Origin of the sequence: Wolbachia endosymbiont (group A) of Hedychridium roseum (assembly GCF_964028325.1) — a bacterium.
Lineage (GTDB): Bacteria > Pseudomonadota > Alphaproteobacteria > Rickettsiales > Anaplasmataceae > Wolbachia.
In genome coordinates, this window is the sequence record NZ_OZ034755.1 from 251,061 (window position 1) to 277,545 (window position 26,485).

The following is a 26,485-nucleotide window of genomic DNA, read 5'->3' on the forward strand; positions in this document are numbered from 1 at the left end:
ATATTTTGTGAAAAAGTGGTTGACTTATAGTTTGGATATCTTAACGATAGCGTTAGTATAGGTATATTTGTTATGTATGCTTGTATGTTACATGATAGCATTAATATAGAGGGTAAAATGAACTTTTCTCAATATGTCAAAGATGACGCTTTAGTATCATATAACGCCACAATAAATATAAGCGAATTGGTAGGCTTTTTACAAAGTAAAATACACATTACAAAACTTTTTTTACCGTTTTGCGATATTGATGAAAAAGGTGCAGAGGTCTTAGCTAATGGGAATCTTTCACATCTTACTTCACTTAATTTATGGGGTAATAGTATAGGTGAAAAAGGTGCAGAGTTCTTAGCTAAAGGTAAGCTTTCAAATCTTACTTCACTTAACTTACAGTCTAACAATATTGGTGAAAAAGGTGTAGAGGCCTTAGCTAAAGGTAAGCTTTCAAATCTTACTTCACTTAACTTACAGTCTAACAATATTGGTGAAAAAGGTGCAAAGGCCTTAGCTAACGGTAATCTTGCAAATCTTACTTCACTTGGTTTAAGGGGTAATAGTATAGGTGAAAAAGGTGCAGAGACCTTAGCTAAAGGTAAGCTTTCAAATCTTACTTCACTTAACTTACAGTCTAACAATATTGGTGAAAAAGGTGCAAAAGCCTTAGCTAACGGTAATCTTACAAATCTTACTTCACTTAACTTACAGTCTAACAATATTGGTAAAAAAGGTGCAAAGGCCTTAGCTAACGGTAATCTTACAAATCTTACTAAACTTAATTTATATAATAACAGTATTGGTGATGATGGTGCAGGAGCATTAGCTAAACTGAAAGAAAGACGTGAAGCTGAAACAACAAGATTAAGAGAAATGGAAGAAAGTCAAAATAGGGTGAGAGAATTAGAAGAGAGATATCAAATTGAAATAACAGCATATAGATTAAGAGAAATGGAAGAGATGCACCAAACCGAAATAACGAGATTGAGAAAAGAAAGACAAGATATGGCAAGAGAAATAGAAAAGTTAAAAGAAGAAAGGCAAAATACGGCAAGAGAAATAGAAGAAATAAGAGCTCAGCTTATGGAATTTAGAGCTGCAAGAGATTCACAGCAAGCAACTACTAGCCCTGCAAATCAAACTAATGATCAGCCAGATCTAAGTAGCAGGTTAAGTGAAGCGCAATCAGTGCCGGCATGTTCAGTTACTAAGCTCGTTGCATTCTGACGATAGTGATATTGAAGTAATCAGCAGACCGTAATGTCGTTAATCTGGCAGGCATAGCTAATTAACAAGCAGAAGCATAGCAGGATCAGAGGTGTGCACATCAATGTCAGTGAAGTTTGTGGAAGTCAAGAATACTAAAGTTAGAAAAATTATTCTTGCATTAGCTTTTATCCGTGCTATGTATATTATACATAATATCTTTATCGAGGGGGTGTATGACTGAAGGTATTTTTGAACCTGAGCAGGTTTCTAATGCAAAAATAAATCTCAAAATAAGTGAGACAGAAGAATCACCTAGTGGGTCAGTTACTGAAGAACTGTATGCAGAACATTTTGATCGGCAAACTCTTGAAAGTGGTACAGTATCGTCAAGTCAAGAACAAAGTGATGATTCTGATTACTGGGATGAGTCCGGTATTGCAGATAAAAATACTGTTGTTGAAAATTCTCTTATTTCAGCAAACTCAGTTTTAATGGGGTTAGGAAAGCTGTTAACTGAAAGCGAAAAAGTTTTGATTGATGAATTTTATAGAAAGATGGAAAATATAGTAAGAGCAAAGGTAGAAATGCCTCGCCAAGGTGAACACAGAAATTCTACAAAGGTTACCCTGGAGAATATGGAACATTTAATAGATGAATATTTGAAAAAGAAAATAAAGCTAAATTTACGCTGTGATGGCTATGAGTACACTGTAGCGAACTTTGTGTTCAAAAAAATAATTGATATTGCTAATGCTGATAGTGTTATGCGTATAACGCCTACTACTAGATCACGGTATAAAGATTATAAGGAGGAGGAAGAGGCAATAGATGAGTGGACAGAGGGTGAAGAACCTTTATTCAATATTGTCAATAAGATATTATCAGCAGGTGCAAAAATAGAGTCTGATTTTTATGATCATAGTATGGTAAGTGAAGTTATGTGGGGAAATGATGAACCTATTTTTGCAGAATGCGGAAAAATTGAGAAAGAACTAAAAAGTATAGCATATAAAGGTTTAGTAAACAAGAATGAACAAGCTCAAGATGATGATCTAACAGTAGAAGCGGATAACAATCTTGTTTTTTTTAGGTGGCCACAAAACAGTATTGTTGAAGTTGCAAAGGTTATAAATAGTAAGGTGAATGAAAATTTCAATATAGAAAGTGGCATTTTACAGATTGGAGAAAGTATAATAAGAGTTGAAAATGTAGGAGGAAAAAGAAATTACACAGATGTCTTAGAAGGCAGCGTCGAGATGTCTTTTACTACTGAGGTAGGAAAGATTAGTATTTATCTAAGTTCTAGGGATGAAGGTAGTAATAGAATAAAAGTAGAGCTCGATGAAAAGAGCCAGGGAAAGTTTGATAAATTAAAAGATCAATTAAGTTTAGGAGAAAGCTGCTTTTTAGGAGGGAAAAGTGTTCTACAAGCTGTAAAAGATGGAGGTTTTGAAAGAAACGGTGGTATACCTATAGAGTTAGCTGAAACTATTAAACAATCAGATTGTGTAGTGAAAGAATCAGGCGTTCCGTCTACTCTTGTGAGTCCGATTGGTAGTTTAGACTCGCCGAAAAAGAAGGAAGCTTCAAGTCAAACAGTAGGCCATTTATAGGGTGGAGATCCCTATGGTGATATTAAATTAATAACTTAGGAGTTTTTCTAAAGAAATTATCTTGTTTGAAAAATTACTTGACATTTATGGTCTTTCAATCATACCACTAGCTTTAAGATTCTGTAGATCCAGTTGTTCTATGTCTTCCACTTTTTCTAGCTTTGTGCCAGGCTTTAGAGCATTATACACAACGCAAAACCCATACAAACCAACCCAACAATCCCTCCAACTACCGCTATAACGTGTACTTTGGAATATTCAATCAGTAGATAAGATGCAACACAACTTACCAATAACACCGCACCAACAACACCAGCCAGGATTGCTTGCCTTTGTTGCGTTAACGGTTTGTTTTTTTCGTCTACAGAATTGCTAAATCTACTATCAAAACATGGTTCGGAAGTTGGCTCTACAGTAGTTTCTATTTGCGCTTTTTCGCTGCTTTCACTTATAGGTTGAAGATCTTCACTATTTATATTACATAATTTTGTGTCAGTTTCTGTAGCTTTATCAATTACGTGAGTAGTATCTTTATTTGTTACACCATATTTACATACTTCACGCACTTCCTTACTATTTTCATCTTTAGCTGTAGTAGTTTTGGTTGTAGGTGTGGTTTGCTGTTCTATGGTCGTTTTTATGCTAGGAATATCTTCTAAAATTTTTTGCCTTCTTCTCTTTTCTGTGCTGCTAGAAACACTTGGCTCTTGTTCTTTTGCGGCAGCGCTATTTTTGAATTTTTTAGCAATACTTTTCCATATTTTTTTCGGTGTTCTCATAATGTTTTTCTCCTATTGTTTTTATAAATTAAGATCATAAAACTTTTCCAGATACTGTCTTTCATGTCAATAGTAATTTTAAAAAACTTTTTAAACCGAATTTAAATTCCATTGATTAGTGTAGCTGTGCTTTAAGTTTGTGCGGACGCACAGCTACACTAATTTAGGGAAGCTGACCTATTTGTTACATTTCTCAGTAAAAACTCTACTATCTCTGGTCAAAGAGTTAGAAAAGGTAAGCAACTTTCTCATGTCAATGAGTCACTTAACTAAACCACCATTGAATGGTTGATTGTTTTTAAGAATACCAAAAAATACATGCATTAGTTTTCTCATCAGCGCAACAATTATAACCATTGGGCATTTTCCTCTACTTTCTAAACGTTGGCAAAACTTTTGAAAGTGAGAATTATGATTCTTGGCTACTATAGCTGGCATATAAAGAGCTTTGCGAATACGCTCAGATCCTATTTTACATATTCGACTTTTTTTACTTAGGGAGTGTTAAATAAACTGTGTCAAACCGAAAAAAAAGTAATAAATTGATATAAAAAAATGGAGGTTTGACAATGAGTCAGAAAGTAGTAAACAGAACTACCGGTTTGGTAGATTATAAAGAATTAGAAACAAATATCCTGTCGTCTATACGAGAAGGAAGACCGTTGACAGGAAGAGATGGAGCATTAACACCGTTTATAAAAAAGTTGCTGGAGGTAAGCCTGGAAGGTGAAATAGAAAACCACTTGTCGGCTGAAAGCGAAGAGAATAATCGAAGAAATGGGAGGAATGCAAAGACTTTACGTACAAGCGCAGGGTCATTTGAGCTTTTGACGCCAAGAGATAGGGAAGGAAGTTTCGAACCACAAATAGTCAAAAAAAGGCAAACAAACTTACATCCAGAGCTTGAAACGAAGATTTTGAGCACATTTGCCAGTGGTATGGGCTATAGAGATATAGTGTCACATGTTGAGGAAATTTATGATCACAAAATATCGGTGGCAGAGATATCAAGTATTACTGACAAATTGCTACCAGTAATCAACGAATGGCGTAGTCGCCCGCTGCAGTCTGTATATCCGATAGTTTTCATGGTTTTTTAAAGTCAAAGAGGACGGGCATTGCGTAAGTAAATGCATGTATAACATATTAGGCATAGATCAAAATGGCAAAAAAGAAGTATTAGGTTTTTATTTGGCTGAAAGTGAAGGAGCTAACTTCTGGTTGGGAGTGCTAAATGACCTCAAAGAAAGAGGAGTAGAAGATATCCTTATTGCCTGCGTTGATGGGCTGAAAAGCTTTCCTGCAGCTATAAACAGTGTCTTTCCTAATGCGGAAGTGCAGATGTGTATAGTGCATCAGATACGCAACTCACTGAAGTATGTGGCCAGTAAAGATGCGAAGAGTTTTTTGAGCGATTTAAAGAAGGTATATCAAGCTTCAAGCAAGGAAATTGCCGAGAATTATCTGTTGGAATTAGATGAAAAATGGGGCACAAAGTACCCTATGGTTATAAAATCTTGGCAGAATAATTGGGAAAACTTGTCTGGTTATTTTAAGTATTCTGGTCCAGTTAGGAGGATAATCTACACCACCAATCCCATAGAGGGGCTACATAGGCAAATTAGGAAATTCACTAAGACCAAAGGCTCATTTACCAGCATAAATGCCTTGTATAAGCAGGTATATTGTGCTATAAAGAAGGCAGAGGAAAAGTGGACGATGCCTGTACATGATTGGGCATTAACTATCTCTCAACTTGATGTTTTCTTTCCTGGCAGATTGAAAATTGAGTTGAACTAAAAATGCGGTTTGACACAGTTTATTTAACACTCCCGTTCCATTCTTTATCCCTGTTTTTTTTGTATTATTGGTCATATCACGCAATTTTTGAGAATTATTTAATAGATCAAATAGTACCTCTGTTAGATTTTTTTTTGCTTCACTATTCTGCTCAACTATTACAGCTGCTCCCGAATCTTCAATATATTTTGCGTTATAAAATTGGTGATTATCTTTTGAGTCAGGGTAAGGAATGTATATAGCAGCGCGCCTAGCAAGAGTGATCTCTGCTATTGAAGTTGCTCCTGCTCTGCTAATTACCAAGTGAGCATTGGCCAATCTATTTTCCATATCATCAAAAAATTCACTCAATTCACAATCGATCTTTTCACTTTTGTATAGACTCTTGACCTTGTTTACATTTTTCTTCGTACATTGCTGCGTCACTCTAATTTTCTTTTTCATTTTAATAGGCAAATTACAAATTACGCTGCTTACTACATCATCAAAAAAATTTGCACCTTGGCTACCTGCTATGACTAATATATTTAGGACTTTCTCAGTGCTAGAATGGCTCTGTGCTTTTATATCAATAAAATTTCCTGTAAAAATACATTTATTACCTTCTGTATATTTAGTCTCCGGAAAGCTGGTTGCAATTAATTTTGCACTCTTAAAAAAGAATCTATTTACTCTTCCTAAAACTGTATTTTGTTCATGTAAAATTATAGGTATAGAAAGAACCCTTGCTGCAAGAAGAGTTGGAAAAGAAGCATAGCTACCAAAACCAATTACTAATCTTGGCTTCAATTTTCTGATTTTATATATTGCTAGCACACAACTATACATTAATAAAAGAAAAAATTTAAATTTGTTGCCGCTTGGTCTACGTAATGGTAAAATATAGCTTTCTATGTCGATATTTTTATTTGTTTTTTTATCAGTGAATAATATGCAATTGTATCCTTGTGTCTTTAGTGCTTTTGCTAAGGCTATGGCCGGAAAGATATGCCCACCTGTGCCACCTGTTGCTAAAATAATATCCATCTGTAAATAACAAATTAACACTAGATTGTTAACTGTTATTTAATAATTTGCACGTAGAATTTTATTAAGCTTTATGATAGTTGAGTTAAAAATGCCTAAAAGTAATAGTAAAAAAGAACCTAATGAGAAAAATAAACCTCAAGAACAAAGAGAAGGCAGAAGCGGAGGTTTTTTAGAACTGCTAAAAAATATAATAAAAATTCTTTTCAATTCGGTTGTTGACCTACCTGAGCACGAGCAGCATAATAAAATGAAAAGCACTAATCTACAACAAGGTTTGGATACTAAAGGAAAAGGCCCAGAAGATCTTCATCCAAAGGCAAAGCTTAAAGTTAAAGAAGCAGCTAAGGGATTGAAAGAAGAGTTACAGAATTCTGATGCTGGTGGTAATCAATCTATTGAAACTAAAGTGCCTAATCAAACTACTACCCAAGACATTGACAACTCTAAAACGATGGAACGTTAGTTCAACTATTTAACGACTCATCATCTGCAGCAAGCACTGATTCGTGTATCATCTCTGAAATGGTTGGATGAGGAAAAATCGTAGATTTTATGTCGAAGTCTGTTCCTTCTAGCTGCTTTGCAAGAGCAAAATTGCTAATTAACTCCGTTACTTCTGCACCTATCATGTGGCTACCCAGAAGTTCGCCTGTCTTTTTGTCTATAATTGTTTTCACTAACCCTTCAGTTTCACTGAGTGCAATAGACTTACCATTAAAGTTAGAGTGAAATTTTCCTATTTTTACATCATACCCACCTCTTATTGCCTGTTCCTCAGTAAGGCCGATGCTCGCTATTTGTGGATGAGAATAAGTGCAATTTGGTATGCATTCTTTTTTTAACGCATGAGCACTTTTACCAGCAATCTTTTCAACGCAGATCACAGCTTCATGGCTCGCTTTATGTGCTAAACATGGTGGGCCAGCTACATCACCTATTGCATACACATTTGATTCACTAGTTTCATACCATTCATTCATTTCAATAAAACCAGAAGGGCTTAATTTAATTTTTGTATTTTCTAAACCTATATTTTCAATATTTGCTTGAATTCCAACCGCAACAATCACCCTATCAAATTCTTTGCTCTCGCCACTACTTAGTAGCACTTGAGCAGAGTCTTTACTTTTAGTAAGAGCTTTTACGCTACTGTTTGTATATATTTTTATCCCCTGTTTTGTGAATATTTCTTCTGCTAGGCCTGAAATGTCTTTATCTTCCAGCGGCAAAATAGTGCTCTTTATCTCTATGATTGTTACATCAACCCCCAAAGTACTATAAAAACTTGCAAATTCTATTCCAATTGCACCAGACCCTATGATTAGTAGTGATTTTGGTAATCTCTCTGGAGTCATAGCGTGCTGCGCATTCCATATTAAATCTCCATCTGCCTCTATTCCAGGCAGATTCCGTGCTCTCACGCCTGTTGCTAAAATGATATGTTTGGAAACAATTTCTTGTTCTTCCTTATCGCCAGCAACTTTTATAGTACTATTGCCTGCAAGTTTACCAAAGCCTTGATGAACTTTGATGTTATTTTTTTTCATCAAATATGCAACACCGCTTGACAATTTATCAACAACGTTTCTTGAGTATTTCACTATTGATTGTATATCAAAACTCGCTCCCTTTACTTCTATACCAAACTCTTTTGATCTTTTTATTAGCCTATAAACCTCAGATGCTCTAAGTAGTGATTTTGTTGGTATACATCCCCAATTTAAGCATATACCGCCTAAATTTTTTTCTTTTTCTACAATTGCAGTTTTAAACCCAAGCTGTGCCGCCCTAATTGCTGCTATATAACCACCAGGACCGCTACCTATAACCGTAATATCATACTCATTCATCAGTTTTCTTCGTATTCAAAAAGATTATATATAACAGATGGAACCCGTATGATCAATATTCAGGTAGCTGACAACATAGAAACGAAAAAACTTGCTTGATAAACTCCGCCAGCCCCCTTATCATGACAATAAGGGTATTTATGACTCAAAACTTGTTTTTGACCTGCAGGCTCAATGACAAAATTCAGTAAAAAACTCAGGTATTTATTGGCGGATTACATAAAATTATAGCGGCTGCATGTCTTTTTTATTTTTTCTACATTCAGCCAAATCGCGCTTATTTTAAGCGTTAGCACATTATTACAGCGCCACTTACAGTAATATAGAGTCAAAACTCGCACCACGGGGCTTCTTTTGCCTTTTTTTTCGCTTGGTAAATTTCTTAATGTTTATAGTTAAAGTAACTTAAGAGACCGAAAATGGTGTCATTCCAGCGCGTGACGCTGGAATCTAGTCTTTATTATGCAGCCACTTATTTAAAGTTAAGTTTTCTGGATCCAAGTAGTCAAGCTACTCGGATGACACCTTGACAATCGTCATCCTGCTACGTGTTAGCGGATGAGATACCGCGAATGAATCGCTGTATGACGTAGGATTGCTGTCATCCCGCTGCTTGTTAGCGGGATCTATGTGAGATACCGCGGCGGTATGACGGTTCGCGGTGGCATGACGATAACCTCGTCATCCCGCTACGTGTTAGCGGATGAGATACCGCGAATGAATCGCGGTATGACGTAGAAGCTATACTTTTATACTCACCAACTCAGTATCCAATCTGGATCCAAGTGTCAGCTACTTGAATGACATAGTTTTTGCTTAAACCCGTAACGTTCGTACATTTTGCTAAAAGTTCAAATATCAACATCATGCACGTTGAGTGCATTACTATTAATAAAATCACGGCGTGGTTCAACTATATCACCCATTAATATTGAAAATATGGAATCAGCTTCTTCACAATCTCTTATTTCAACCTTCAATAAAGTTCTAGCCTCAGGATTTAACGTAGTATCCCATAGCTGATCAGCATTCATTTCACCAAGACCTTTAAATCTCTGCAGAGTTAAACCTTTTTTACCATAGTCCATTATTATTTTTGCAAGCGTACTTGGAGAAGTGATTTTTATTTCAGTTTCTTGTGACTTTAAAAATGAATCACCATTAAATAAATTACTTATACCATCAAGCAAACTTAATATGTTTTGCATATCTTTGCCTTCAAGCATACTAAGTGCAAATATATATTTGTCTGCCAATCCTTGAAATAATTTAGAGATGTGAATTTCTTTTTCTTCATCCTTTATTTCTACTTCCCAAGTATATTCACTGTACATTAATTTTAAATACTTTAATATCTCATCAGCCGATGATAGAGCATTCTTTTTGCTTAAAATTAGCAATGACTCTAAGAGATTTTGTGGTATTTCTCTATCATAATTTTTGCTAATATTAGAAATGCTAACGCATTTATTCAAAATAAGGCGCAAGTCGTTAAATTCTGTAGCTGTACCACTTAGTGTTAATCTTTTAACTGCTGAGTTTATTATATACTCTTCAAAAGTTTCGTCATCTTTAATATAAGTGTCTTTAGCATTCTTTGTAACTTTATAAAGGGGTGGCTGTGCTATGTATAAGTAGCCTTTTTCAATAACTTCACGCATATGTCTAAAAAAGAAAGTTAGAATCAAAGTTCTTATATGTGAACCATCAACATCTGCATCTGTCATGATGATAATTTTATGATATCTAGCTTTTTCAATATTGAAGTGTTCACTCCCTATTCCAGCACCAATTGCAGTAATTAAAGAGCCTATTTCTGCAGATGAAAAAATACGATCTAAACTTACACGTTCTACGTTTAGAATTTTTCCTCTTAAGGCAAGCACTGCTTGTGTTTTACGATTACGCCCCTGCTTTGCAGTACCACCTGCTGAATTACCCTCTACTATAAATAATTCCGATAACTCAGGGGCTTTTTCCTGGCAATCAGCAAGCTTTCCTGGCAGAGTTGCAATATCAATATTGTTTTTGCTTTTAACTAACTCTCGTGCTTTTCTTGCGGCTTCTCTTCCTTTTGCTGATCTGATTGCTCTTTCTACTATACTTGCTGCCAATTTGGGATCAGTTTCAAGGATTGTGCTCAATTTATCAGAAACTATGCTCTCCACAACTGTACGCGCTTCAGAACTAACTAGTTTATCTTTTGTTTGTGAAGAAAACTTAGGATCAGGCATCTTGAGAGATAAAACACAAGTTAAACCTTCTCTAACGTCCTCTCCAGTTAAATTTACTTTTGCTTTCTTTAAAAACCCTTCATTAGTTGCATAGTTATTGATACATCTAGTTAGTGCAGATCTAAATCCTGCCAAATGCGTACCACCATCTCGTTGCCTTATATTATTCGTGAAGCATAACATATGTTCATAGTAGGAATCATTCCATTCCATCGATATTTCCAAGCTGATGCCAAGATCTTCTGCATCTCCTTTCATACTGGCAATTTTAGTTACATGTGTCTTATTCTTATCTAAGTACCGCACAAAATTCGCTGTACCAAAATTGTCTTTAGATTGATTGCTCTGATTGAAATGAGATTCTGTATATGGTTCATTGCGCAGATCACGTAAAGTAATGTCGATATTTGAATTTAAAAATGCTAATTCTCTTATACGACTTTCAAGCGTTGAGTAACTGAAATTAATGCCATTAAAAGTCTCTGTTGATGGCATGAACGTGACTTTAGTTCCTCTTTTGTTTGTATTTTCGTTGACTACCTTTAAAGGTTCAATAGACTCACCATCTTCAAAGCGCATAAAGTGTTCTTTCTTATTGCGCCAAATAGTTAATTCCAACCAGCTTGATAATGCATTCACAACTGAGATTCCAACACCATGTAATCCCCCAGAAACTTTATAGGTATTACTGTCAAATTTACCACCAGCATGGAGTTGAGTCATTATTACCTCTGCTGCTGATATTCCTTCTTCTTCATGAAGGTCAGTTGGAATGCCACGACCATTATCAGTTACAGATACTGAACCATCTTTATTTATGCTAACTTCAATTTTATCACAATATCCAGCTAAAGATTCATCTATTGCGTTGTCAACAACCTCATATACCATGTGGTGCAAGCCAGATCCATCGTCAGTGTCACCAATGTACATACCTGGACGTTTCCTTACAGCATCAAGACCCCTTAAGATTTTTATTGCATCGGCATTATAACTATTTTCCATTAGATTGCTTCGTTTATGAATGTTAATTAATATTACATCCAGATATACTAGTTAGCAACATTTTTAAACTGATAACCCATGTTAAAAGCACAACTTTACGAATGCTTATTTTTGAAGACAGCAAATAGTGTCATTCCAATGCGTCTTCCATAACTGTACGAACATTCATTTTTGAAGGTAAATTGCACAACAGATGATGTCATTCCTGTCTGGAATCCAGAAATTTTGCTTATAACTGAGCTGATGAGCTAAAGGTAGTTGTCTTACGCTAAAACAAACGTTTTTAATTAAGTTGCATAGAAGCTGGATCCCAGTGTCTGGGCACTGGGATGACACCTCACTGGTGGGAATTGCTCCCAAACTACAACGTTCGTACAGTTGTGTATGTCTTCCCATGGAGATTGCTCTCAAATCATAATGCTCATGCAGTTGCGTGCTCGACTAATTAACAGAAAAATCTATAATTCAGTTTACGTATTTTCTTATCTCAGCCAAAATCTTATCAGATTGACTTTCGTCTGAATTTAAATCAGCTGCAAAGTGTGTAACATATTTTCCTCCAGGGCCAATAAGATATATTATCGAAGAATGGTTGATTTCTTCTTCTCCGTCTACTTTGCTTGCATATACTTTATATTTCGCAACTACTTCGTCTATTTTTTCTCTTTCACCAGTTAACATTTGTATTCTATGGTCAAATTGCTGCTGAAATTCTTTAAGTCTTTCCGTGCTATCGCGCTCAGGATCAACTGTGATGAAGAATGTTTGTAGCTTGTTGTTAGTTTTCTCATCTAACTTTGCAAGTGTTTCTGAAATTATCCCAAGGTTCATAGGACAAATTCTTTTACATGAGGAAAATCCAAAGAAAATCATCATGTATTTATCTTTAAAATCACTACTGCGCAGAATCTGTCCGTCCTGATTAATTAAAGAAAAATCTCCGCCTATCTTAACTTCCGCGTTGTGAATCGCTGCCGGGGCAAATATGCCTTTTTTAGTGAAATAACAATAACCTAAAAAAACAACTGCTAATGCTGCTAGCACATTAGATAACAATCTTATAAACCTTACCATTAGAATGCTCTCAGTAAAATCAAATTGTATCTTTATTGGTTAACCTATTCAATATATTTATCCCAAAGTGTATTGTTAATTTTGTCTAACAGTTTCTTATGTTCATCAATTTCTTCACTATTTGGTGAATGTTCTCTGGGAGTTAGATTACGCACTTTATGCTGAACGAATGTAGAGTTACTGTCCTGATTGCATTCATTATCAAACAGAAAGGTTTGTAACCCTCCTGTAAGTTCAACATATACCTTTGCAAGCAATTGAGCATCAACTAGTGCTCCGTGCAATTCTCTATTCTCTAGCGATATATCAAAACGCTTACATAATGCATTCAAAGAAGCAGGTGATCCTACGAATTTTTTCCTCGCAAGAGGTAATGTATCTAGCACTCTATCTGAGGAAATTAACCCAGCATTCAGCTTGCTTAACTCCATGTTAAGGAACTTAACATCGAATTCAGCGTTGTGAATTACCAAAATATCATTAGATATAAAGTCAAGAAATTCAAGTGCAACATCTGAGAATAATGGTTTATCTTCTAAAAATTCTTCACTAATACCGTGAATCTTAAACGAGTGATAAGGTATATCTCTTTCTGGGTTAAGGTACCGATGGAGTACTTTACCTGTTGGAATACGATTAATTAATTCCACACACCCTATTTCAATAATTCGATGACCAGATCCAGTGTCAAGACCTGTCGTTTCAGTGTCAAGTACTATTTCGCGCAGCTTGCTTTCCATGGTTAACTCTAAATAAAACTAATCTTACTTGTCATTTGTCTTATCGTTATTTGTCTTTTTATAGTTAATAGAAACAAGCAACCAGCTTGGGTCTGATGAATTAACATTTTTTTTGAATTGCCATACATCCTCAACTTTATTAATGGTGGATGTGCTACCTGATATTATATTTTCTGAGCTATCTTTAATAAAGTTAATTTGCTCTGAAAGGAAATATACTGCAATAAACACTGTGTTTTTTACTAGCTTTATTTCTAAAATCTTTTGTGAAACGATAGAAACAATTATAGACTCGTGCACCTCTTTACGATGTTTAATCTTCTCTGCAAAATTATCATATAAGTCTTTATCGAGAAGTGGTTTTAACTGAGACAAATTTCCTTGATTGAAATACTTTATTATTAATTCAAAAGCTATGCTTGAACCTTCTATAAAGTGGGAAATAGAAAAATCTTTGTTTTTTTTTAATATTTGTTCATAAGTAACTTTTATTGAATTTTCATCGTTGCTATCAATGTAACCCTCAATGTTTTCTACTACATCTTCTTTACTTCGGCTTACATCCAACACACTAGTTAGCTTTTTTAGATTGAGATTGGCTGACCTTCCTAAAGAATTATACAAACGTGAAAAAATGAACGCCGCTAATAAAGTATATATTACAAGCTCTATCATAGTAACTCAACTCCTTGGCATATAAAGTATCCGAACATTATTAATTATTAATGAAAATATGTTTTTCATATCAACTTATAATCAGGTTTGCTATTCGTTTGTAAATGAATATATTATATAAGAAAGTATTAAATATCTCAACTTAATTAAAGGAGACGTAAGAAATGCCACAACAAAAAATGAGAATTCACGGTCAATATGTTAAAGATCTATCGTTTGAGAATCCGAATTCGCCATTCCTTCCTTCAAATAAAGCTCCCGATATTAATGTAATGGTTAATATCAATTCAGCGAAATTAGAAGGAATGGAAAACAAAGAAGGAGTAAATGAAGAAAAATCTTTCCATGAAATTACTTTACATATAGAAGTCAGAGCAACGATAAAAGATGAAGATATAAAAGATGGCGTAGCTTTCATTTGTGAGACAAAATATTGTGGCATTTTTTCAATAGAAAATTTTAAAGAGTTGAGTGAGGAAGAGGTAAGACAAGCTTTGTTTATTGGCGGACCTACTTTTCTTTTCCCTTTTGCAAGAGAAATAATTGCAAGAGTTACAAGTAGTGGTGGATTTCCCCCACTAATGCTAGATCCCATAGATTTTGAAACTATGTACGAGCAGCAAAGTCAACAACAAAGAAGTAACGGTAGTAATTCCAATTTTAACTAATATGATGTAACCTGATGAATAATTCTTTAAACGCAAAAACGACTTTAAACATTGACGGGAAGTCATACAACTATTTTAGCCTAAATAGTGCTAGTGAATTTTTAGGAATAGATGTAACTAAATTGCCCTGCTCACTTAAGGTTCTGCTTGAAAATTTATTGCGCAATGAAGATGGAGTAAACGTAAAGCTGGATGATATAAAAATACTAGCAAGTTGCGTTAATAAACACGCTAATCATGAAATTAGCTACAAGCCAGCAAGGGTGTTGATGCAAGATTTTACAGGGGTTCCTGCTGTCGTCGATTTAGCTTCTATGCGGAGTTATGTCAAGAAAAATGGAGGCGATCCAAGCAGCATAAATCCGTCTGTGCCCGTTGATCTTGTGATCGACCATTCTGTTCAAGTAGATAGTTATGGAAGTGTTTCCGCATTCAGTAAGAATGTTGAGCTAGAAGTAAAAAGAAATTTGGAGAGATATCAATTCTTAAAGTGGGGAGAATCATCCTTCACAAATTTTAGAGTAGTACCGCCAGGTACTGGAATTTGCCACCAAGTGAATCTTGAGTATTTAGCGCAAGTTGTATGTAATAAGGATGGGGTTTTGTATCCTGATACTTTGGTTGGTACGGATAGCCATACTACGATGGTTAACGGGTTATCAGTCCTTGGTTGGGGTGTTGGAGGCATAGAAGCTGAGTCTGTGATGCTTGGTCAACCAATTAGTATGGTGATTCCAGAAGTAGTTGGATTTAAATTAATTGGCAGACTGCCGGAAGGAGTAACTGCGACTGATTTAGTGCTGACGGTTACCAATATCCTAAGAACAAAGGGTGTTGTTGGTACGTTTGTAGAATTTTATGGTGATGGTTTAGATTATTTATCTTTGGCAGATAGGGCAACTATAGCAAACATGGCCCCAGAGTATGGCGCAACTTGTGGATTTTTTCCAATTGATCAGAAAACGCTAGATTATTTAAGCTTAACCGGAAGGCCAGAAAAGCTAGTTGAGGCTTATGCGAAAGAGCAAGGATTGTGGCGTGGCAATAATGAGTTAGCATTTTTTGACATACTAGAGCTTGATTTATCAAGCGTGAAGCCAGTAATGGCTGGTCCCAAAAGACCACAAGATAAGGTTTTTCTTTCACAAGTGGCAGAGTCTTTTTCTAAATCATTTTCAGTTAACGAATTAAAGGAAAGTGATAAGCTTCAAGATGGAAGTGTAGTTATTGCAGCAATAACAAGCTGCACTAACACCTCAAATCCAAGTGTAATGATTGCTGCAGGTCTTGTAGCTCGTAATGCAATTAAACTTGGATTAAAATCAAAGCCTTGGGTTAAAACTTCTCTTGCTCCAGGGTCACAAGTTGTAACAGAATATTTAGAAAAGTCTGGATTGCAGGTAGATCTAAATGCTTTGGGTTTTAATCTAGTTGGATATGGTTGCACAACTTGCATTGGGAATTCTGGTCCACTTAATAAAGATATAGAAGATGGCATTAAAAACAAAAATTTAACTGTTGCTGCAGTTTTATCCGGTAATCGTAACTTTGAAGGAAGAATTCATCCGTTAGTCAAAGCTAATTACTTGGCATCTCCTCCACTTGTTGTTGCATATGCACTTGCTGGTACTGTGCAAACTGATTTGACAAAAGATTCAATATGCAAAGATAAGAATGGAAATGATGTCTATCTCAAAGATATATGGCCAACAAACAATGAAATCGAAGATTGTGTTAAAAATGTGGTAACACGTGAGATGTTTATACAAAAGTATAAGGATGTTTTTTCTGGTGATGAACATTGGCGAAAGATAAAGTGTGAAAAAAGTGAAATCTATAATTGGGATGCAAACAGCACTTACATACAAGATCCGCCCTATTTTGATAATTTATCACCTAAAAATAATAAAGATAAAACAATCGATATAAAAGGTGCACAAATATTGGCAATGTTTGGCGATAGCGTAACCACTGATCACATTTCCCCTGCTGGAAATATTGCCTCAAGTAGTCCTGCAGGTATATATTTAAAAAATCTTGGAATTGAGCCACAGGACTTTAATTCGTATGGGTCTCGTCGTGGTAACCACAATGTAATGATGCGTGGGACTTTTGCTAACATTAGAATAAAAAATGAAATGGTAAGCATCGAAGGCGGCTATACAAAATATATTCCTTCTCAAGAAACTATGTCGATTTTTGATGCAGCAATGCGCTACAAGGAAACTCTCATCATTGTGGCAGGAAAGGAGTATGGCACAGGTTCAAGTAGGGATTGGGCAGCAAAAGGTACTTTATTGTTGGGGATTAAAGTTGTAATTGCAGAAAGCTTTGAGCGTATACATAGGTCCAACTTGGTCGGCATGGGTGTTCTTCCACTTATATTCCAAAATGGAATAACCAGAAAGATATTTGATGGTAGTGAGGTAATAAGCATAAAAGGTGAAATAGTGCCAGGTGGAAATCTAGAATGTATCATCAAAAGAAAGGATAATTCAAAGCAATCAATTCAACTCAAATGCTGTGTACAAACCGCAACTGAGATTAAATACTTAATGCATGGCGGAGTGTTAAGCTACATACTTGCACAATCCTTTTAAAGTTATTGCATGGACTTCTTTTAGCCAGCCCTGATCCCTTTATAAATAACAATTTGCTCTGTGCAAAGTTATGATATAATTTTACCTTACATATAGTAAAGGTGTTTTATAAATAATTATGATTACCTCTATACAAGAACCTAACGAATTGAGAAAACGTTTACAAGGATTTTATCGTGCTGATGAGAAAAGTTATGTACGCCGCCTTATAGAAAAAACAGAGCTTTCAGCTGATTCAAAAAGTAGAATTTATAATATTGCAAAACAAGTTATTGAAAAAATCAAACACAATAAATTAAGTATTGTAGATTCCTTTATGCAGCAATACTCGCTTTCCAATGATGAAGGAATAGCATTGATGTGCCTTGCTGAATCGCTACTTAGAATACCAGATGATTATACAATAGACGAAATAATCAAAGATAAAATTGCCAATCAGGAATGGAATAAATATTTAGGGCACTCTTCTTCGTTGTTTGTCAATGCTTCCACATGGAGCTTGATGATAGGTAGCAGTATATTGAGAGATAATGAAGGCGATTCGAAGTTCTATTACGCAATTTCTAAGTTACTTAAGAATTTAGGAGAACCGATCATTCGCAAAGCAGTAAAACAAGCAATGTCTATGCTTGGTAATCATTTTGTTGTTGGAGAAACCACAGAAGAAGCTTTAAGGTATGCAAAACTAGATGACAATAGTAAGTTTTTATACTCTTTTAATATGCTTGGCGAAGCTGCTCACACAGCTGAAGATGCAGAAGAGTATTTTAATTCATACATGCACTCAATAAAAGCTATAGGTGAATCCACTGAAATAAATGATTGTTTTAAATCGCATGGAATTTCAATCAAATTGTCTGCGTTACATCCACGTTATGAATTTGGTCAATTCGATAATATAGCTGAAGAGTTGAGAGCTAAACTGCTAGAGCTTTGTCATGAAGCAAAAAAATACAACATTTCATTATGCATAGATGCAGAAGAAACAGAAAGGCTTGAAATGTCCTTAATCTTGTTTGAACAATTACGGCTTGATGAATCACTTTCTGAGTGGGAAGGGCTTGGCTTGGCTGTACAAGCATATCAAAAACGTGCTTTATCTGTTCTTGACTTTGTAGAGGATGTTGCTATTCGATCAAATCATAAAATTATGGTCAGACTTGTAAAAGGTGCATATTGGGATTCAGAAATCAAGCGTACGCAAGAATTGGGATTAAATGATTACTCAGTATTTACAAGAAAAAGCTATACTGACGTATCTTACCTCGCGTGCGCACAGAAACTTTTGAGTAAACCAAACAGCTTTTACCCATGCTTTGGAACTCATAACGCCTATACTTTTGCTTCTATCATGGAACTTGCTGATAAAAACCACCCTGGATTTGAATTTCAACGCTTACATGGAATGGCAAAAGACTTATATGATTATGCAATGTCAGAGCTTGCAACAAATGTTAGCTGTCGTGTCTACGCACCCGTTGGGGAACATAGTGACTTGTTGCCTTATCTTATAAGATGCCTTCTTGAAAATGGAGCTAATAGTTCATTTGTTAATCAAATAAATGATTCTAACGTTAAAATTGATGAGTTAATTTCAGATCCACTGGAAAAAGCTATAAATTTTAATTATGAACCTCATCCAGGCATTCCGTTACCACAAGATATTTTGGGACCAGAAAGAAAAAATTCTTTGGGAATGGATATTAGTGACTCGGTGATAGTCTCACAATTTGCAGATGATATAAAGAGCTTTAGTGAAAAAAAATGGCAAGTTGGGCCGATAATTGACGGACAGTCACTTTTTGATGATGCCAAATTTACTGAAGTGGTGAATCCTGCACATTTAGAAAATGTAATTGGAGAAGTGTCAAATACAACAAGTGCTCAAGTTTTAAACGCTCTTGAAATAGCACATAATGCTTTTACTGAATGGCAGAATGTTTCAGCAGAAAAGCGCGCTAAATGCCTTGAAAAAGCTGCAGATTTGCTTGAAGAAAGGATGAAAGAGTTGATTTACATTCTGATCGTAGAAGCAGGAAAAATTTTATCTGATGCAATAGCGGAAGTAAGAGAGGCAGTGGATTTCTTACGTTACTACGCAACGATAGCAAAAAATGAACTGAGCGACTGGAAAAAATTGCCAGGTCCAACGGGTGAAGATAACTTCATCTTTTTTGAAGGCAGAGGAGTTTTCCTGTGTATATCACCATGGAATTTTCCACTTGCTATCTTCATTGGGCAGGTTTCAGCTGCACTTGCAGCAGGTAATGCGGTGCTGGCAAAACCGGCAGAGCAAACGCCGATTATTGCCTACGAAGCTGTTAAGATACTACATGAAGCTGGGATACCAAAAAATGTGTTACACCTCATTCCTGGGGATGGTGGATATTTAGGCAAAATATTAGTTCCAGACAATAGAATTGCTGGAGTAGCTTTTACTGGCTCAACACAAACTGCTCAAATAATTAATAAAATGCTTGCGGATAGGGATGGTCCTATTGTACCGCTTATTGCTGAAACAGGAGGGCTCAATGCTATGATTGTTGATAGCTCCGCTCTCTTAGAGCAAGTGACTACAGATGTTGTACTTTCTGCGTTTCGCAGTGCCGGCCAACGCTGTTCTGCACTTAGAGTGCTGTTTATTCAAGAGGACATAGCAGAGAAGCAGATAAAAATGATATGTGGTGCAGCGCAAGAACTCAAGATTGGTGACCCAATACAACTTAGTACTGATATTGGTCCAATAATTGACAAAGCATCTATCGATATACTAACTCAACATACGCAAAAAATGTCAGAGGACGAAGATTCAAATCTGTTATTTAAAGTACCCATGGATACAAATTCTCATAATGGTTATTTCTTTCCTCCATATATTTATGAGATACAAAAAATTTCGCAATTAAAGCAAGAAGTATTTGGTCCTATTTTGCATATCATACGTTTTAACAAGTCACAATTAAATGAAGTTATAAGTGATATAAACAATACAGGATATGGGCTTACATTTTCTTTGCAGAGCCGTATACAAAATCAGATCGATTTAATAAGCAAAAAAATATCAGTTGGAAATGTCTACATCAACCGTAACCAGATAGGTGCAGCAGTTGGGATACAACCATTTGGTGGTAGAGGACTATCTGGCACTGGGCCAAAAGCTGGTGGTCCTCATTATTTACAGCGTTTTTCTACAGAAAAAGTTGTAAGTGTTAACACTACAGCATTCGGTGGTAACACTACACTTATGTGTTTGGATTAATTTGCGGGTCCTAATTTTTCTCCTATCTTACCCCTAAACTAGACGTTCGTGCAGACAGCGCTAAAATCAGAAAAGGACCAGTTCATGCACTAGACTTCTTGCATAACCTAAACTAAGCAGAAAAAAGGTGTCATCCGAGTAGCCCCTTCGGTTTCATCTCAGTGCCTCTATGATGTCATCCCAGTGCCCTGACTACTTGGATCCAGGAAAAAGAATGATGTCATGAAAGTAGCCCCTATGATGTCATTCCAGTGCTCCTTTCTCGTCATCCCAGTAGCCTCCTTTTTTTGTCATCCCAATACCCCCCTCTTGTCATCCCAGTGCCCAGACACTGGGATCTCATTTTACTTTATGATAATGTCATGAAAGTAGCCTTCTACTTGTATCTTGTCAAAAGCATCTAATGTTTTAAGCTTAAGCATTAGGTGGAGAAGGGAGGAACTCTGTGCTTCTTCTTAGATATAAAATCTGTAGAGGAGATAAGAATTCCCTTCTCAAAAGTATAGGCTGGACGGTATCGTAGAAAGACCTGAATGGTTCTAATTCTGTATTCACAAGACTAGCCTTACTTTTCATTTTTAATGGTAACGTATGGGGTTATATATGATCAACAACTTTTTGGGCATAGATATATCAAAAGATCGCTTTGATGTTTTTCTCTCATTTATAAGCAAAAAAGGAAAGCGTGAAACTAGAAAAAGAAGCTTTAAGAACGATGGTTTCAAAGTCTACTGAATTTTCTACACAAACATAATGTAGAAAAAGTAAAAACCTGCATGGAATCTACTGGTTGTTATAGCGAAGCACTGGCTGAATTTCTACACAATGCTGGACATTTTGTAAGTGTTGTAAATCCTTATTGCATAAAATCTTATGCAAGGAGTAAGCTGATACGACAAAAGAATGATCAGACCGATGCAGAAGTTATTGCTGATTATTGCCAAAGACAGGAACCTTCTAGTTGGACACCACCTTCTCCTGAAATGAAAAAATTAAAACATCTTTATCGTTGCTCAGTTGCGTTAAAAGATGAGTTAACATTAGTAAATAACCACTTAGAAAAAAAAGAGAGACTGCCTAAAGAAGTTGCAAATGCTTGGGAAGACCTTGCAATGAATATAGCTCAAAAAATAGAAACAATAAAAAACTCCGTACGTGAACTATTAAATCAACACAAAGAATTGTTGGAAAATTTTCAACTTCTATTGACTATTCCAGGCATAGGAGAAGAATCAGCAATAGCTATTTTAGCTGAAGTTTCTGATATAGAGGTTTTTAGAGATGCCAGGCAATTGGCAGCATATACAGGAGTTATACCACGAAATATGACGTCAGGTTCCTCTGTATATGCCAAACCCAGATTAAGTAAATCCGGTTCACAAACATTACGTAAGGCACTTTTCTTTCCTGCCATAGTAGCTAAGAATCACAATCCTATCATTATGAGCTTTTGCCAAAGATTAAAGGAAAAGGGTAAGCATAATATGGCCATCGTTGGTGCTGCAATGCGTAAGCTACTCCATATCATTTTCGGTATTCTGACATCCAAAAGTGCTTTTGATCCTAACCATATCAAAAACTACAGGGCTAGGAGGTTGACTGAAGGTTTAGTACTTTAAAATCAAAAATGCTTCCTATCTATCTTATGTAAAGTGGTATCTTACACAAATTTATTGAATGTTGTTGGTTAGTGGATATGTTGATAAGTAAATTTCATCTGTTTTGTGCGTATAAAACTAATTTACTTATCAACATATCCACTAACTATAATCTGTGTACTGTTACACAATTGGAAGTATTTTTTGATTTTATGATGCAACTTGGGAAATTTTATAATTTTTTTGTTGACTAACAAGACGGTATCTCCTCTTTCTTTGAGGTCATTTAGCACTCCCAACCAGAAGTTAGCTCCTTCACTTTCAGCCAAATAAAAACCTAATACTTCTTTTTTGCCATTTTGATCTATGCCTAATATGTTATACATGCATTTACTTACGCAATGCCCGTCCTCTTTGACTTTAAAAAACCATGAAAACTATCGGATATACAGACTGCAGCGGGCGACTACGCCATTCGTTGATTACTGGTAGCAATTTGTCAGTAATACTTGATATCTCTGCCACCGATATTTTGTGATCATAAATTTCCTCAACATGTGACACTATATCTCTATAGCCCATACCACTGGCAAATGTGCTCAAAATCTTCGTTTCAAGCTCTGGATGTAAGTTTGTTTGCCTTTTTTTGACTATTTGTGGTTCGAAACTTCCTTCCCTATCTCTTGGCGTCAAAAGCTCAAATGACCCTGCGCTTGTACGTAAAGTCTTTGCATTCCTCCCATTTCTTCGATTATTCTCTTCGCTTTCAGCCGACAAGTGGTTTTCTATTTCACCTTCCAGGCTTACCTCCAGCAACTTTTTTATAAACGGTGTTAATGCTCCATCTCTTCCTGTCAACGGTCTTCCTTCTCGTATAGACGACAGGATATTTGTTTCTAATTCTTTATAATCTACCAAACCGGTAGTTCTGTTTACTACTTTCTGACTCATTGTCAAACCTCCATTTTTTTATATCAATTTATTACTTTTTTTTCGGTTTGACACAGTTTATTTAACACTCCCAATGGGACTACTGAGTTTGTTAAGGTAATTGTTCACAGGTTTAGTTGATGGCTGCTTGCTTTTTCTTCAAACACATCCCAAAGGTCTTTTTCTAGCGATATATTATATAATTTATTGATATAAACCACTCCCGTGGGTGAAGTTGTGTTAATTTCGAGCAGGAAGTCATCTATAATATCAATACCAACAAATATTAGCCCCCTTTTCTTTAATTCAGGACCAATTTTGTTACATATTTCATTGTCTCTATCGTTCATTTGAGCGAGCTCAAAACTTGCTCCAAGTCGCATGTTTGTTCTGATCTCTCCACTGATTTTTGGAACTCGTTTCATTACTCCAATTGGTTGACCATAAAGTAGCAATATTCTTTTATCTTTATCTATGTTTTTACAAAATGATTGCGCAATTACAGGACATTCATATTTTGCTATCATGAGATCCACTACCACTTGAATGCTGTTTTCATCTCGTATTCTTATTACATCGTTTCCTCCATAACTATACAACGGCTTCAGAATAATATCTTGATAGTTGTGGTAGAAATCTCTAATCATCGATATATTTTCAGTGATCAAAGTCGGCGGAATTAGCTCTGGAAATAATGAAGTTATCAATTTTTCAGGACAATTTCTTATTTCTGTTGGATTGTTAATTACCAATGCGCTGGTTTTTTCTAAGATATAGGTTGTTGTAATGTAGCGCATATCAAAGGGTGGATCCTGTCTGATAAATATGATGTCCATTTCATTCAAGTTGATTGCTACATCCTCTTTAGAGATAAAACTAAAATCATCAACGCTGACTTTCTGAGCAAGAGCAATTGGATGGTTTAGCTTTAGTGCTAAATTGTTAGGAGCATAGACAAAAACTTCGTGCTTCCTCCTTTGTGCTTCCTTTATTAGCACGAATGTAGTGTCAGTTTCAAAATTTATATTTTCATCCATCTGAAAGGCAACTTTCATTTATGTTCTCTACCTATTGTCACAACTGTACAAATGTTATAATTTGAAGGCGATTTTTGCCTAATGGCGTAATTTACTGTACTTATATCGTACATAACTTACAACTTGTTTTACTCCCTTTACTTTTCTTGCAATTGATATTACAGCTTTTAATTCCGCTTTATTTTGGGCTATACCCATCAAATAAACAACTCTATCAACCGTATTAACGCTATAATTAATTGATTTAATATTTCTTTTCCCCAGAAGTCTTGTTCTTATTTCCGCTGTTATCATGCCATCTACAGTAGTGTCTAGCATGGAAGCCATTTGAATTGGTATTACTCTTATTTCATTTATCACTTCTTTAATTTCTTTTTGCTGCCAAGCTATTTTTTCTGCTGTAAGTTGTTTTTCAGGAGTGTCAACACTTCCAATGAGCAATACTCTTCCTTCACTTACTTTAACTTTTATGGATGAAAATAGCCCATGTTTTAAGAGCCCCTTATTAATTCTGATGACCATAGTCGTATCATCAATGATATTTCCCAAGGATTTGTCCTGCATTGTTATTGCTGTTGCTGTCGCTGTAGCCACCACACCACCTATTATAAGGGTTGTGCAACCACTTTGTGTAATCAAAAAAATTGCAAGTAAGAAGCTTGTTATTAATCTCATTATTGATTTTCAGGATTTAGAGCTTTCATTAAGAAATGTTAATAAGCTTTTTTGATTGTGTAAATACTATAAATTAAGTAAGACTTTAAACCTTGAATATTTTTAATGGAATACCTATAATAGGGTACTGAAAATTTCTTGCGGATATGGCGGAATTGGTAGACGTGCCAGGTTTAGGTCCTGGTGAGCTTGCTCGTGGGGGTTCAAGTCCCTCTATCCGCACTTTAAAGTCATGTAACTTAGGTTTTAAGGGAAAATTTATAATCACTGAATACACTTTTGTTTGTATAAAAACCTGTTCTTAAGGATTGTGTTTAACTTAAATTCTGGTAAAATGACTCTATTAAGATATGAATTAAAATGTTAATAAATGAATTATGATGTCTAATAATATACCTCAAAATACAGTCGAAGTAAGTAGCGTATATACCTACAAAGAGCTTAGTATAGATAAACTAAAGTATGAGTATGAAATCACAGTTGGTAGTGATTATATAAAACAAAAGGTAAATTCCAGGTTGCAAGAGATAGCAGAAAATGCAAAATCACCTGGGTTTAGGGCTGGAAAGATGCCCTATGACCTTGTTGTTGCAAATTATAAAAACGAAGCTTTGGAATATGTGATAAATAATACAATTGATTATTGCTCAAGTGATTTGATGAAAAAAATTGAAGTCAAGTCTCACATTTATCCTAAGGTTGATGTTATATCATTACCAGATCTGGGCAAAGAAAATGAGGAGGGCAATTTTGTATACAAGCTATCTTTTGAGTCGATGCCTGAAGTACCGATGATAGATCTTGACAAAATAAACTTAAAGAAAATTGAAGCAAAGATTGAAGAGGAAGATATAAAAGAATTTATTGATTCTATTAAAACAAAGTTCCCCAATTTCGCCTCTGTTGATGATGCTTCTTATCAAGCGAAAGATGGGGATAAATTGATAATTGATTTTGAAGGGCGGATTAGGAATAAGCTCTTTCAGGGTGGAAGTAGCAAAAATTTTGCCGTTAATTTAGGGTCTGGCACATTTATTAATGGTTTTGAAGATCAATTAACTGGTATGAAAAAGGGAGAAACAAAGGACTTTAAGTTGCAATTTCCTGAAAATTACCAAGCCATTTCACTTGCAGGACAGGAAGCTGATTTTTCTGTGCGAGTTAATGAGATTCAAATTGCCAAAGATTTTGAAAATGATGATGAAATAGCTAGGAGTATTGGTTTTAAAGATTATTCTTTGCTAATAAGTCATGCAAAAAAAATGATTGGTGATCAGTGCACCGAAATGAGAAATCTCTTAATTAAAAAGGAGCTATTTGATTATTTGGATGCTAATTATAGTTTTGATTTACCCACAGACATAGTAAAACAGGAGCAACAAAGAATGGAAGGAGAACTGGGTGCTCAAAATGATTCTTGTAAAGAAGCTGAAAAACGTGTAAAGCTTGCTATGTTATTTATGAAATTTAGTGCAGAAAATAAAATATCATTAACTCAAAATGATGTTTTGAATGTTATTGTAAATCAATATGTCAGTAAGGATGTACCGTTTGACAGAGTACTTAAGCATTTTGAATCAAATAAACAATTTCAAGAATTAGTTAGAGGGCAAGCGCTTGAGTATAAAGTGACAGATTATATAATAGAAAAAGTTAGTAAAGAAGAGCAGATTATTTCTGTGAAAGAATTAAAGGAATTGTTTGGTAATATTTAAT

The 26,485-nt window shown here is 35.3% G+C and carries 18 protein-coding genes, 1 tRNA gene and 3 pseudogenes; 10 read left to right on the top strand and 12 right to left on the bottom strand.

Features of this window, described 5'->3' with window-relative positions; genetic code table 11:
* Positions 1-72 precede the first annotated feature (72 nt).
* Complete coding sequence (locus ABWU23_RS01145; protein WP_353270660.1) at positions 73-1,221, top strand: hypothetical protein; 1,149 nt, start codon at positions 73-75, stop codon at positions 1,219-1,221.
* A gap of 215 nt (positions 1,222-1,436) precedes the next feature.
* Complete coding sequence (locus ABWU23_RS01150) at positions 1,437-2,816, top strand: hypothetical protein (protein WP_353270661.1); 1,380 nt, start codon at positions 1,437-1,439, stop codon at positions 2,814-2,816.
* Between the two features lie 173 nt (positions 2,817-2,989).
* On the opposite strand, the gene ABWU23_RS01155 is transcribed toward ABWU23_RS01150, so the two are convergent.
* Together ABWU23_RS01155 and ABWU23_RS01160 are read right to left on the bottom strand one after the other, a co-directional pair.
* Positions 2,990-3,595 carry a hypothetical protein gene (locus tag ABWU23_RS01155; RefSeq protein ID WP_264688155.1) on the bottom strand — a complete coding sequence of 202 codons (606 nt, stop codon included), beginning with the start codon at positions 3,593-3,595 and terminating at the stop codon, positions 2,990-2,992.
* Positions 3,596-3,856: 261 nt separating this feature from the next.
* Complete coding sequence (locus ABWU23_RS01160) at positions 3,857-4,075, bottom strand: hypothetical protein (protein ID WP_264688485.1); 219 nt, start codon at positions 4,073-4,075, stop codon at positions 3,857-3,859.
* Positions 4,076-4,164: 89 nt separating this feature from the next.
* Here ABWU23_RS01160 and ABWU23_RS01165 point away from each other — a divergent pair.
* Positions 4,165-5,395, top strand: a pseudogene (locus ABWU23_RS01165) (IS256-like element ISWpi15 family transposase).
* Here the strand turns inward: ABWU23_RS01165 and murG are convergent.
* A complete protein-coding gene (gene murG, locus ABWU23_RS01170; RefSeq protein WP_253309512.1) occupies positions 5,336-6,421 on the bottom strand; it encodes an undecaprenyldiphospho-muramoylpentapeptide beta-N-acetylglucosaminyltransferase in 1,086 nt (361 codons plus the stop codon). The pseudogene ABWU23_RS01165 and the gene murG overlap by 60 nt on opposite strands.
* A gap of 73 nt (positions 6,422-6,494) precedes the next feature.
* On the opposite strand from murG, the gene ABWU23_RS01175 reads away from it, so the two are divergent.
* Positions 6,495-6,887 (top strand): hypothetical protein, encoded by a 393-nt coding sequence (locus tag ABWU23_RS01175; RefSeq protein WP_264688321.1) that lies wholly within the window; start codon positions 6,495-6,497, stop codon positions 6,885-6,887.
* Position 6,888: 1 nt separating this feature from the next.
* On the opposite strand, the gene lpdA is transcribed toward ABWU23_RS01175, so the two are convergent.
* From lpdA to ABWU23_RS01205, 6 genes are all read right to left on the bottom strand, one after another.
* Complete coding sequence (gene lpdA, locus ABWU23_RS01180; RefSeq protein WP_264736150.1) at positions 6,889-8,274, bottom strand: dihydrolipoyl dehydrogenase; 1,386 nt, start codon at positions 8,272-8,274, stop codon at positions 6,889-6,891.
* 851 nt (positions 8,275-9,125) lie between these two features.
* Positions 9,126-11,513 (bottom strand): DNA topoisomerase (ATP-hydrolyzing) subunit B, encoded by a 2,388-nt coding sequence (gyrB, locus tag ABWU23_RS01185; protein ID WP_253309509.1) that lies wholly within the window; start codon positions 11,511-11,513, stop codon positions 9,126-9,128.
* Positions 11,514-11,678: 165 nt separating this feature from the next.
* Positions 11,679-11,909 carry a hypothetical protein gene (locus ABWU23_RS01190; protein WP_264688326.1) on the bottom strand — a complete coding sequence of 77 codons (231 nt, stop codon included), beginning with the start codon at positions 11,907-11,909 and terminating at the stop codon, positions 11,679-11,681.
* Between the two features lie 69 nt (positions 11,910-11,978).
* The gene (locus ABWU23_RS01195; RefSeq protein ID WP_253309508.1) at positions 11,979-12,587 is read right to left on the bottom strand and encodes an SCO family protein; all 609 of its coding nucleotides are present in this window, start codon (positions 12,585-12,587) and stop codon (positions 11,979-11,981) included.
* Positions 12,588-12,631: 44 nt separating this feature from the next.
* Complete coding sequence (gene dnaQ, locus ABWU23_RS01200) at positions 12,632-13,327, bottom strand: DNA polymerase III subunit epsilon (protein ID WP_253309507.1); 696 nt, start codon at positions 13,325-13,327, stop codon at positions 12,632-12,634.
* A gap of 24 nt (positions 13,328-13,351) precedes the next feature.
* On the bottom strand, positions 13,352-14,002 hold the full coding sequence (locus ABWU23_RS01205) for a Tim44/TimA family putative adaptor protein (RefSeq protein WP_264688327.1): 651 nt from the start codon (positions 14,000-14,002) through the stop codon (positions 13,352-13,354).
* Positions 14,003-14,166: 164 nt separating this feature from the next.
* On the opposite strand from ABWU23_RS01205, the gene secB reads away from it, so the two are divergent.
* From secB to ABWU23_RS01225, 4 genes and pseudogenes are all read left to right on the top strand, one after another.
* The gene (gene secB / locus ABWU23_RS01210) at positions 14,167-14,670 is read left to right on the top strand and encodes a protein-export chaperone SecB (protein WP_353270662.1); all 504 of its coding nucleotides are present in this window, start codon (positions 14,167-14,169) and stop codon (positions 14,668-14,670) included.
* Between the two features lie 14 nt (positions 14,671-14,684).
* Positions 14,685-17,270, top strand: a complete 2,586-nt coding sequence (gene acnA / locus ABWU23_RS01215) for an aconitate hydratase AcnA (RefSeq protein ID WP_264688329.1) — start codon at positions 14,685-14,687, stop codon at positions 17,268-17,270.
* 118 nt (positions 17,271-17,388) lie between these two features.
* Positions 17,389-20,529 (top strand): bifunctional proline dehydrogenase/L-glutamate gamma-semialdehyde dehydrogenase PutA, encoded by a 3,141-nt coding sequence (putA, locus tag ABWU23_RS01220; protein WP_353270663.1) that lies wholly within the window; start codon positions 17,389-17,391, stop codon positions 20,527-20,529.
* Between the two features lie 603 nt (positions 20,530-21,132).
* Positions 21,133-22,148: pseudogene (locus ABWU23_RS01225) on the top strand (IS110 family transposase).
* Between the two features lie 227 nt (positions 22,149-22,375).
* Here the strand turns inward: ABWU23_RS01225 and ABWU23_RS01230 are convergent.
* The 3 genes and pseudogenes from ABWU23_RS01230 to ABWU23_RS01240 form a co-directional block, all read right to left on the bottom strand.
* Positions 22,376-23,078: pseudogene (locus ABWU23_RS01230) on the bottom strand (transposase); the annotation flags it as partial.
* A 104-nt stretch (positions 23,079-23,182) separates the two neighbouring features.
* A complete protein-coding gene (gene gshB, locus ABWU23_RS01235) occupies positions 23,183-24,112 on the bottom strand; it encodes a glutathione synthase (RefSeq protein ID WP_353270664.1) in 930 nt (309 codons plus the stop codon).
* A gap of 60 nt (positions 24,113-24,172) precedes the next feature.
* A complete protein-coding gene (locus ABWU23_RS01240) occupies positions 24,173-24,769 on the bottom strand; it encodes a BON domain-containing protein (protein WP_064124795.1) in 597 nt (198 codons plus the stop codon).
* 140 nt (positions 24,770-24,909) lie between these two features.
* Here ABWU23_RS01240 and ABWU23_RS01245 point away from each other — a divergent pair.
* Together ABWU23_RS01245 and tig are read left to right on the top strand one after the other, a co-directional pair.
* Positions 24,910-24,991, top strand: a tRNA-Leu gene (locus tag ABWU23_RS01245).
* Between the two features lie 158 nt (positions 24,992-25,149).
* Complete coding sequence (gene tig / locus ABWU23_RS01250) at positions 25,150-26,484, top strand: trigger factor (protein ID WP_264688507.1); 1,335 nt, start codon at positions 25,150-25,152, stop codon at positions 26,482-26,484.
* The last annotated feature ends 1 nt before the right edge of the window (position 26,485 follow it).

Excerpts from the sequence above, each read along its gene's own strand:
- ABWU23_RS01145 (WP_353270660.1), top strand. The coding sequence starts at position 73 with ATGTATGCTTGTATGTTACATGATAGCATTAATATAGAGGGTAAAATG.
- ABWU23_RS01150 (WP_353270661.1), top strand. The coding sequence starts at position 1,437 with ATGACTGAAGGTATTTTTGAACCTGAGCAGGTTTCTAATGCAAAAATA.
- ABWU23_RS01155 (WP_264688155.1), bottom strand. The coding sequence starts at position 3,595 with ATGAGAACACCGAAAAAAATATGGAAAAGTATTGCTAAAAAATTCAAA.
- murG (WP_253309512.1), bottom strand. The coding sequence starts at position 6,421 with ATGGATATTATTTTAGCAACAGGTGGCACAGGTGGGCATATCTTTCCG.
- ABWU23_RS01175 (WP_264688321.1), top strand. The coding sequence starts at position 6,495 with ATGATAGTTGAGTTAAAAATGCCTAAAAGTAATAGTAAAAAAGAACCT.
- lpdA (WP_264736150.1), bottom strand. The coding sequence starts at position 8,274 with ATGAATGAGTATGATATTACGGTTATAGGTAGCGGTCCTGGTGGTTAT.
- gyrB (WP_253309509.1), bottom strand. The coding sequence starts at position 11,513 with ATGGAAAATAGTTATAATGCCGATGCAATAAAAATCTTAAGGGGTCTT.
- ABWU23_RS01190 (WP_264688326.1), bottom strand. The coding sequence starts at position 11,909 with ATGGGAAGACATACACAACTGTACGAACGTTGTAGTTTGGGAGCAATT.
- ABWU23_RS01195 (WP_253309508.1), bottom strand. The coding sequence starts at position 12,587 with ATGGTAAGGTTTATAAGATTGTTATCTAATGTGCTAGCAGCATTAGCA.
- dnaQ (WP_253309507.1), bottom strand. The coding sequence starts at position 13,327 with ATGGAAAGCAAGCTGCGCGAAATAGTACTTGACACTGAAACGACAGGT.
- ABWU23_RS01205 (WP_264688327.1), bottom strand. The coding sequence starts at position 14,002 with ATGATAGAGCTTGTAATATATACTTTATTAGCGGCGTTCATTTTTTCA.
- secB (WP_353270662.1), top strand. The coding sequence starts at position 14,167 with ATGCCACAACAAAAAATGAGAATTCACGGTCAATATGTTAAAGATCTA.
- acnA (WP_264688329.1), top strand. The coding sequence starts at position 14,685 with ATGAATAATTCTTTAAACGCAAAAACGACTTTAAACATTGACGGGAAG.
- putA (WP_353270663.1), top strand. The coding sequence starts at position 17,389 with ATGATTACCTCTATACAAGAACCTAACGAATTGAGAAAACGTTTACAA.
- gshB (WP_353270664.1), bottom strand. The coding sequence starts at position 24,112 with ATGAAAGTTGCCTTTCAGATGGATGAAAATATAAATTTTGAAACTGAC.
- ABWU23_RS01240 (WP_064124795.1), bottom strand. The coding sequence starts at position 24,769 with ATGAGATTAATAACAAGCTTCTTACTTGCAATTTTTTTGATTACACAA.
- tig (WP_264688507.1), top strand. The coding sequence starts at position 25,150 with ATGTCTAATAATATACCTCAAAATACAGTCGAAGTAAGTAGCGTATAT.